Annotated in this window: 5 protein-coding genes; 1 reads left to right on the top strand and 4 read right to left on the bottom strand. The window is 68.0% G+C overall.

Annotated elements, in window-relative coordinates; all coding sequences use genetic code 11:
• Positions 1-94: 94 nt before the first annotated feature.
• Entirely contained in the window at positions 95-1,567 is a 1,473-nt protein-coding gene (gene gltX / locus AC5W7N_RS09350) for a glutamate--tRNA ligase (RefSeq protein WP_163811556.1), read from the bottom strand.
• A gap of 13 nt (positions 1,568-1,580) precedes the next feature.
• Positions 1,581-2,354, bottom strand: a complete 774-nt coding sequence (locus AC5W7N_RS09345; RefSeq protein WP_163811554.1) for a fumarylacetoacetate hydrolase family protein — start codon at positions 2,352-2,354, stop codon at positions 1,581-1,583.
• Between the two features lie 369 nt (positions 2,355-2,723).
• On the opposite strand from AC5W7N_RS09345, the gene AC5W7N_RS09340 reads away from it, so the two are divergent.
• Positions 2,724-3,920, top strand: a complete 1,197-nt coding sequence (locus AC5W7N_RS09340) for an MFS transporter (RefSeq protein WP_195019742.1) — start codon at positions 2,724-2,726, stop codon at positions 3,918-3,920.
• Between the two features lie 217 nt (positions 3,921-4,137).
• On the opposite strand, the gene AC5W7N_RS09335 is transcribed toward AC5W7N_RS09340, so the two are convergent.
• Together AC5W7N_RS09335 and serA are read right to left on the bottom strand one after the other, a co-directional pair.
• The gene (locus AC5W7N_RS09335) at positions 4,138-5,145 is read right to left on the bottom strand and encodes a 3-isopropylmalate dehydrogenase (protein ID WP_163811552.1); all 1,008 of its coding nucleotides are present in this window, start codon (positions 5,143-5,145) and stop codon (positions 4,138-4,140) included.
• Between the two features lie 249 nt (positions 5,146-5,394).
• Positions 5,395-6,993 (bottom strand): phosphoglycerate dehydrogenase, encoded by a 1,599-nt coding sequence (serA, locus tag AC5W7N_RS09330; protein WP_036538467.1) that lies wholly within the window; start codon positions 6,991-6,993, stop codon positions 5,395-5,397.
• Positions 6,994-7,658 lie beyond the last annotated feature (665 nt).

Here is a 7,658-nt window from a genome sequence, read left to right as displayed (position 1 = left end):
AGCGCCTACACCACCCCCCGCTTTGTCGGTTTTTTGTTTTTTTCTTCTCCTCCCCCCCCCCCCCCCCCCCCCCCCCCCCCCCGGGACCGTCGGCTCAGCCGGCCGGCGTCTGCGTCCGCGCGGCCCGCAGCCGTGCCATGGTGCGGTCGCGGCCGAGCAGTTCCAGCGATTCGTAGAGCGGTGGGCTGATGTGTGAGCCCGTCACCGCGACGCGCACCGGCGCGAAGGCTTTACGCGGTTTGAGGCCCATATCGTCGATCAGCGCGGTTTTGAGCACCTCCTCGATAGCGGAGGTGGTCCACGCGGTCAGCGAGTCCAGTGCGGCAATGGCTGCGTCCAATACCGGCGCCGCGTCGGCGCCGAGATTCTTCGCGGCCGCGGCTGGGTCGATAGCGAACTGTTCGTCGGGGGCGAACAGGAATCGCAGCAGATCCCATGCGTCGGCCAGTACGACGATCCTGGTCTGCACCAGTTCGGCGGCCACGGCAAACGTCTTTTCGTCGATTTCGGCGCCGATATGCCCGTGTTCGGTGAGGTACTCGCGCAAACGATGAGTGAAATCGCCCACGTCCAGCAAACGGATGTGCTCGGCGTTGAGCGCATCGGCCTTCTTCTGGTCGAAACGGGCCGGATTCGAATTGACTTTCGAAATGTCGAAGGCGGCGACCATCTCCGACATCGAGAACACGTCGCGGTCTTCGGCGATGCTCCAGCCGAGCAACGCCAGATAATTCAGCAAACCCTCGGGAATGAAGCCGCGGTCGCGGTGAGCGAACAGGTCCGACTCGGGATCGCGCTTGGACAGTTTCTTGTTTCCCGGGCCCATCACGAATGGCAGATGGCCGAACTCCGGGGTGAATTCCGCGACCCCGATCCGCTGCAACGCGGCATAGAGCGCGAGCTGGCGCGGTGTCGAGGAGAGCAGGTCCTCACCGCGCAGCACATGGGTGATGCGCATCATCGCGTCGTCGACCGGGTTGACCAGGGTGTAGAGCGGGGCGCCGTTGCCGCGGGTCAGCGCGAAGTCCGGCACGGTGCCCGCCTTGAAGGTGGTTTCGCCGCGCACCAGGTCGGTCCAGGTGAGGTCGGTGTCGGGCATGCGCAACCGCACCACCGGCGCGCGGCCCTCGGCGCGGAAGGCCTCGATCTGCTCGGGGGTGAGATCGCGGTCGTAGTTGTCGTAGCCGAGTTTGGGGTCGCGTCCGGCGGCGAGGTGGCGTGCCTCGACTTCCTCGGGGGTGGAGAAGGACTCGTAGGCCTCCCCCGCCTCCAGCAGCCGCCGCACCACGTCCAGATGCAGATCCCGGCGCTCGGATTGCCGGTAGGGCCCGTACGGTCCACCGACTTCGGGCCCCTCGTCCCAGGTGAGTCCGAGCCAGCGCAACGCGTCGATGATCGCGCGGTAGGACTCTTCGGAATCGCGTGCCGCATCGGTGTCTTCGATCCGGAAGACGAAAGCACCACCGTGGTGGCGGGCGTACGCCCAGTTGAACAACGCCGTCCGAATCAGGCCGACGTGGGGCGTCCCGGTGGGCGACGGGCAGAATCGGACCCGTACTTCAGTCATGGCTCTCTTTCGATCAGCGTTTGGCGGCAACAGGATTGGTCAGCGTGCCGATACCGGACACGGTGACGGAGACGTTCTGCCCCGCGGTCATCGGGCCGACGCCCTCGGGGGTCCCGGTGAGGATGACGTCGCCGGGCAGCAGCGTCATCACGGTGGTCACCCATTCGATGAGCTTCGGAATATCGTGCAGCAGAAGCGAAGTGCGGCTGCGCTGGCGCACCTCACCGTCGAGTTCGGTGACGATCTCCAGGTCCGAGGGATCGAGCTGGGTTTCGATCCATGGGCCGAGCGGGCAGAAGGTGTCGTAGCCCTTGGCCCGGGTCCATTGCCCGTCGTGGCGCTGCTGATCGCGGGCGGTGACGTCGTTGGCAACGGTGTAGCCGAGGATCACGTCGAGGGCGCGGGCGGCGGGCACATCCTTGCACGGACGGCCGATGACGATGGCCAGCTCGCCTTCGTAGTCGACCTGAGAGGAGCTGGGCGGCAGGATGATCGGCGCGTTCGGCCCGACGATCGAGGTGCTCGGCTTCATGAAGATGACCGGATCGGCGGGTGCCTCGCCGCCCATTTCGGCGGCGTGCGCGGCGTAGTTCTTGCCGATGCAGATCACCTTGCTGGCCAGGATCGGCGCGAGCAGGCGCACATCGGCCAGCGGCCAGCTGCGCCCGGTGAACGTCGGGGTGCCGAAGGGGTGTTCGGCGATCTCCTTGGCGACGCTGTCGCCACCCTCGCCCTCGATGCTGACGAAGGCGACTCCATCCGGACTGGCAACTCGACCTAGACGCATGGGTCGGAGTCTATCGACCCGGCTCCACCTGCCCGAACGCGGCGGTCCGGGCGGTCCGGTCGCCCGGCGCCGGGCTACCGGTTCACTGGTACCCGCAAGCGGATCCGCGCGTCCCCGCGTGACCGTCGGCCGTACGCCGAACGCGAGCGAGTCGGCGGCCACCGCCCAGCTCGCCCGCGAGGCGTTCACGGTCCGCCGATCCGCAGGCGATGCACCGAGCGGCCGGCACCGCGCGCCTTCATCCGATGTGAGAAGTCAGACACATCCGATGGTTCAGGGCGGCCGGTCCCCGGGTGTACGGTTACCACCGATGCTCACTGCGTGAGATTGACTTTCCATATAGTGAGATGCGAGAGAGGTGGGCTACCGATGGCCGTGAACGCTTCCGCAGCGACCACACCGCAGGTCGACGCGTTCCGACGGTGGTCGATGCTCGGTCTCGGTGTCTTCGCCCAAGCCTCCAGCGCGGTCTTCGTGCACGGTGTCCCGTTCCTGCTCCCCGCGCTGACCGATCGCGGGATGCCATTGGCGACGGCAGGCCTGCTGGTGGCCATGCCGACCGTCGGGCTGGTGTGCACCCTGATCGCGTGGGGATACGTCGTCGACCGGATCGGTGAGCGCAAGGTGCTCGTCGGCGGTCCGCTGGTGATGTTCGTCGCGGGTACCGCGGCCGCGACCACGTCGAGCTATCCGGCGCTCGGCGTGCTGCTGTTCCTCGGCGGCGTCGGCGCCGCGAGCACCAATGGGGCCAGCGGACGGGTGATCGTCGGCTGGTTCCCGCCCCATCGCCGTGGGCTGGCCATGGGCATCCGGCAGACCGCGCAGCCGTTGGGCGTCGGAGTCGGCGCCGTGGCCATTCCGTGGGTCGCCGGCGCGCACGGTGCGGCGGTGGCGATCCTGGTGCCCGCGCTGATGGCGGCGGTCGCCGCGGTGGGCTGCCTGATCGGAATCGTGGATCCGCCCCGGCCGGCGGGCTCGGCCGCGGACCGGGCCAATCCCTATCGCGGCTCGACGACCCTGCTGCGCATCCACGCGGTGTCGGTGCTGCTGGTGTTCCCGCAGGCCACCGTGTGGACGTTCGCGTTGCTGTGGCTGCATCGCGATATCGGATGGTCGTTGCCGGTCGCCGGGATTCTGGTCACCGCCACCCAGCTGCTGGGTGCGGCGGGCCGGATCGGCGCGGGCGCCTGGTCGGATCGGGTGGGCAGCCGATTGGGGCCGCTGCGCTCGGTCGCGGTCGCCGCCGTACTGACGATGGCCGCACTGGCGCTGGCGGCCTGGGCACAGTGGTGGTGGCTGGCCATTCCCCTGCTGGTGATCGCGTCGGTGGTCACCGTGTCCGACAACGGTCTGGCCTTCACCGCGGTCGCCGAGATCGCCGGGCCGTACTGGAGTGGGCGCGGACTTGGCATCCAGAACACCGGACAGAATCTGGTGCTGGCCGTGGTCCCGCCGGTCTTCGGCGCGCTGATCACCTACGCCGGATTCCCCGCCACGTACCTGGCCGCCGCCGCGCTCGCCGTCGTCGCGATTCCGTTGGTGCCCAAGGATGTTGCGCCGCGCTGAACACTCCGCGAGCTCGACCGCACAGACAGGCGCCGGGATTCGCGGGCGACCGCTCGACGCTCTGGATCCTCTCCACCGGCAGACGTCGCAGCGCCACAGGTGCCATGCCCCGGGCGACGTCCACTCGATAGGCACCCGCCGACAAGCAGGCAAGCGTCACCGCGCAGTCGAAAGGCCCCACGCTCGAAAAGAGCGCGGGGCCTTGCCGACAGACGACTCAGACCGAGGCGGCGATCCGGTCGCCGATCTCCACGGTCGAGGCCACCCCGCTGCGCGAGGCCAGATCCTTGGCGACCGCGGCTTCCACCCGCGCAGCCGCCTCGGTGTCGCCGAGGTGGTTCAGCAGCAGCGACAGCGACAGGATCGCGGCGGTCGGGTCGGCCTTGGACTGACCCGCGATATCGGGCGCGCTGCCGTGCACCGGCTCGAACATGCTCGGGTTGGTGCCGGAGGCATCGATGTTGCCGCTGGCGGCCAGGCCGATGCCGCCGCTGACGGCGGCCGCCAGGTCGGTGATGATGTCGCCGAACAGGTTGTCGGTGACGATCACATCAAAGCGACCGGGATCGTTGACCATGTGGATGGTAGCGGCGTCGATGTGCTGGTAGGCCACCTCGACGTCGGAGAATTCTGCGCCCACTTCGTCGACGGTGCGCTGCCACAGCGATCCGGCGAAGCTCAGCACATTGGTCTTGTGCACCAGGGTCAGATGCTTGCGCCGCTGCTGTGCGGTCGCGAAGGCGTAGCGCACGACCCGCTCGATGCCGAACCGGGTGTTGGTGCTGACCTCGGTGGCTACCTCGTGCGGCGTGTTCACCCGGATCGCGCCGCCGGTGCCGGTGTAGGGGCCCTCGGTGCCTTCGCGCACCACCACGAAGTCGATGTCGGGGTTACCCGCGAGCGGGCTGGTGACGCCGGGGAACAGCTTCGACGGGCGCAGGTTCACGTGATGGTCGAGCGCGAACCGAGTGTGCAGCAGCAGCCCGCGCTCGAGCACACCGCTGGGGACCGACGGGTCGCCGATCGCGCCGAGCAGGATCGCGTCGTGCTGCTTCAGCTCCGGCAGCACCGATTCGGGCAGGATCTCGCCGGTGCGGTGGTACCGCTTGGCACCCAGGTCGTATTCGGTCTTCTCGACCCCGGGTGAGACCACGTCGAGCACCTTGAGGGCTTCGGCGATGACCTCGGGACCGATACCGTCGCCCGGGATGACAGCGAGTTTCATGAAAGCAGTGCTCCGTTTCCGATGATGCGCCCGTGAACATCGCAACGATAGCCGGTGCCCGAAACCGGGCCGCGACCAGGGCGAACTCGTCCCGGACACTGGGAAACCGGTGTTGTGCGCAGGCGCCTGAGGTGATCGTGCCGAGCTCGTGTGGGCGATGCGGCCACGCTACGCGACCGGCCGATGTAGTCGAGCCCCGCTCCATACGGAACGGGGCTCGACGACACAGTTCGGGCAGTGCCCGGTGAATCAGAACAGGTCGACCTGGACGACCTTGGTGGCGCCGACGGACTCGCCGATCGCGGCCTGCACCTCGGCGGGCACCTCCTTGCCGACCCGCAGCATCACGGTGGCGCCTTCCTTGTCGACGTCCTGGGTCAGCTGCGCGGCCAGGATGTCGATCTCGGCCTCACCGAGCTTCATGCCGATCTTGCCAAGCGCGCCCGGCTTGTCCTCGTAGTTGAGCACGGCCAGGTTCAGGCCCTCGGCACGCATGTCGTAGTTGCGGCCGTTGATGTTGACGATCTTCTCCACCTGAGCGGGCTCGGTCAGCGTGCCCGCCACGTTCAGCGTGCGGCCGTCGCCGAACACCGCGCGCAGATCGACGACGCTGCGGTGGCTCGGGCTCTCCGAGACCGTGGTGACCTCGGTGCTGATCCCGCGTTCCTGGGCCAGCGCCGGCGCGTTGACGAAGGTGACCTGGTCCTCGACGTGCGCGGAGAAGATGCCGCGCAGCGCCGACAGCTCCAGCACGCCGACCTCGCTGGCGGCCAGCTCGCCACGCACCTGGATCTCCACGCTCACCGGCAGTTCGTCGGCCAGCGCGCCGAGCAGCACACCCTGCTTGCGCACGATGTCGAGCCACGGGGCGACCTCGTCGCCGACGACGCCACCGGTGACGTTCACTGCACCCGGGACGAATTCACCGGCCAGGGCCAGCAGCACCGACTTGGCGACATCGGTGCCTGCGCGGTCCTGGGCCTCGGTGGTGGAGGCGCCCAGGTGCGGGGTCACCACGACCTGCGGCAGGTCGAACAGCGGGCTGTCGGTGCACGGCTCGGTCTCGAACACGTCCAGGCCCGCGGCACGCACGTGGCCGGACTTGATGGCGTCGGCCAGGGCCTGCTCATCGATCAGGCCACCGCGGGCGGCGTTGACGATGATGACGCCCGGCTTCGTCAGCGCCAGCTTCTCCTTGCTCAGCAGACCCTTGGTCTCCGGGGTCTTGGGCAGGTGCACCGAGATGAGGTCGGCGCGGCCGAGCAGCTCCTCCAGGGTCACCAGCTCGATGCCCAGCTGGGCGGCGCGGGCCGGGGACACGTAGGGGTCGTAGGCGATGACGTGGGTTTCGAAGGCGGCCAGCCGCGCGGCGAACAGCTGGCCGATGCGGCCGAGGCCCACGACGCCGACGGTCTTACCGAAGATCTCGACGCCGTTGAACTTGCTGCGCTGCCAGGTGCGCTCACGCAGGGTGGCATCGGCGGCGGGCACCTGACGGGCCGCGGCGAGCAGCAGCGTGACGGCGTGCTCGGCGGCGGTGTGGATGTTGGAGGTCGGCGCGTTGACGACCATGACGCCGCGCTCGGTGGCGGCGGGCACGTCGACGTTGTCGAGGCCGACGCCGGCGCGGGCGACGATCTTCAGGTTCTTACCGGCTTCCAGCACTTCGGCGTCGACCGTGGTGGCCGAGCGCACCAGCAGCGCGTCGGCCTCCGGAACGGCGGCCAGCAGCGCCGGACGGTCGGGACCGTCGACCCAGCGGACCTCGACACCGTCACCGAGCGCGTCGACGGTCGACTGGGCGAGCTTGTCGGCGATCAGAACTACAGGACGGCCTGCTTGGCTCACTGTGGGTTACTCCTGGGGAAGAAATGGGGGTCGGCAGTTACCGGGGCCAAGCTTAGTTGGCGCAATTTCCGCGCCACCTACCGCCTGGTAGGCGGCTGTCCTCAGTCGGGCGGCCGAGGGTTCGTGGTAGCCGTTTTCCTCCGGACACGGACCTGCCCCGGCCGCTACGAGGAAGGCCGGGGCAGGAGTCAGGTCGCGTCCGCGACCGCAGCGTCTGATCAGCCGCCGAACGAGCCCGTCCACAGGGTGTTCACCAGGCCGTGCAGGGCCGCACCCAGGGTGTCGAAAAGACCGTTCACAGCGGCGCTACCGGTGTCGATGATAACGGGGATCATGAAAATACCTCTCGTCGAAATTCAATCCAGTCGAACTGGCTGACACACGGTCCATCGAGCCGCGTGCAGAATCGGTTACGGGAAATTACCCATTAGTGACGCAGGCCACAAATTACGGGCTCCTGTGAGCCAGACGGCCGCGATGCAGGCGTCCTATCAGCGAAAACGGACAAATGCCCTGGTTACGGTTCGATCACGGCACGTGCGAGAGCCCGCCGGAGGAATAATCTGAGAAATTACTTAACGTGGTGCCCACAATTTCATGGGCAATTCGCGAACATCGGCCGTCGCAGCGCCGGCGCAGGCGGCACGGAAGGGCGAACAATTAGC

It is taken from the genome of Nocardia sp. CDC519, from assembly GCF_059509835.1.
This window is presented reverse-complemented; position numbering and strand designations above follow the sequence as displayed.

Bases quoted from the DNA above. Each gene is read 5' to 3' on its own strand.
- gltX (WP_163811556.1), bottom strand. From the start codon at position 1,567: ATGACTGAAGTACGGGTCCGATTCTGCCCGTCGCCCACCGGGACGCCC.
- AC5W7N_RS09340 (WP_195019742.1), top strand. From the start codon at position 2,724: ATGGCCGTGAACGCTTCCGCAGCGACCACACCGCAGGTCGACGCGTTC.
- AC5W7N_RS09335 (WP_163811552.1), bottom strand. From the start codon at position 5,145: ATGAAACTCGCTGTCATCCCGGGCGACGGTATCGGTCCCGAGGTCATC.
- AC5W7N_RS09345 (WP_163811554.1), bottom strand. From the start codon at position 2,354: ATGCGTCTAGGTCGAGTTGCCAGTCCGGATGGAGTCGCCTTCGTCAGC.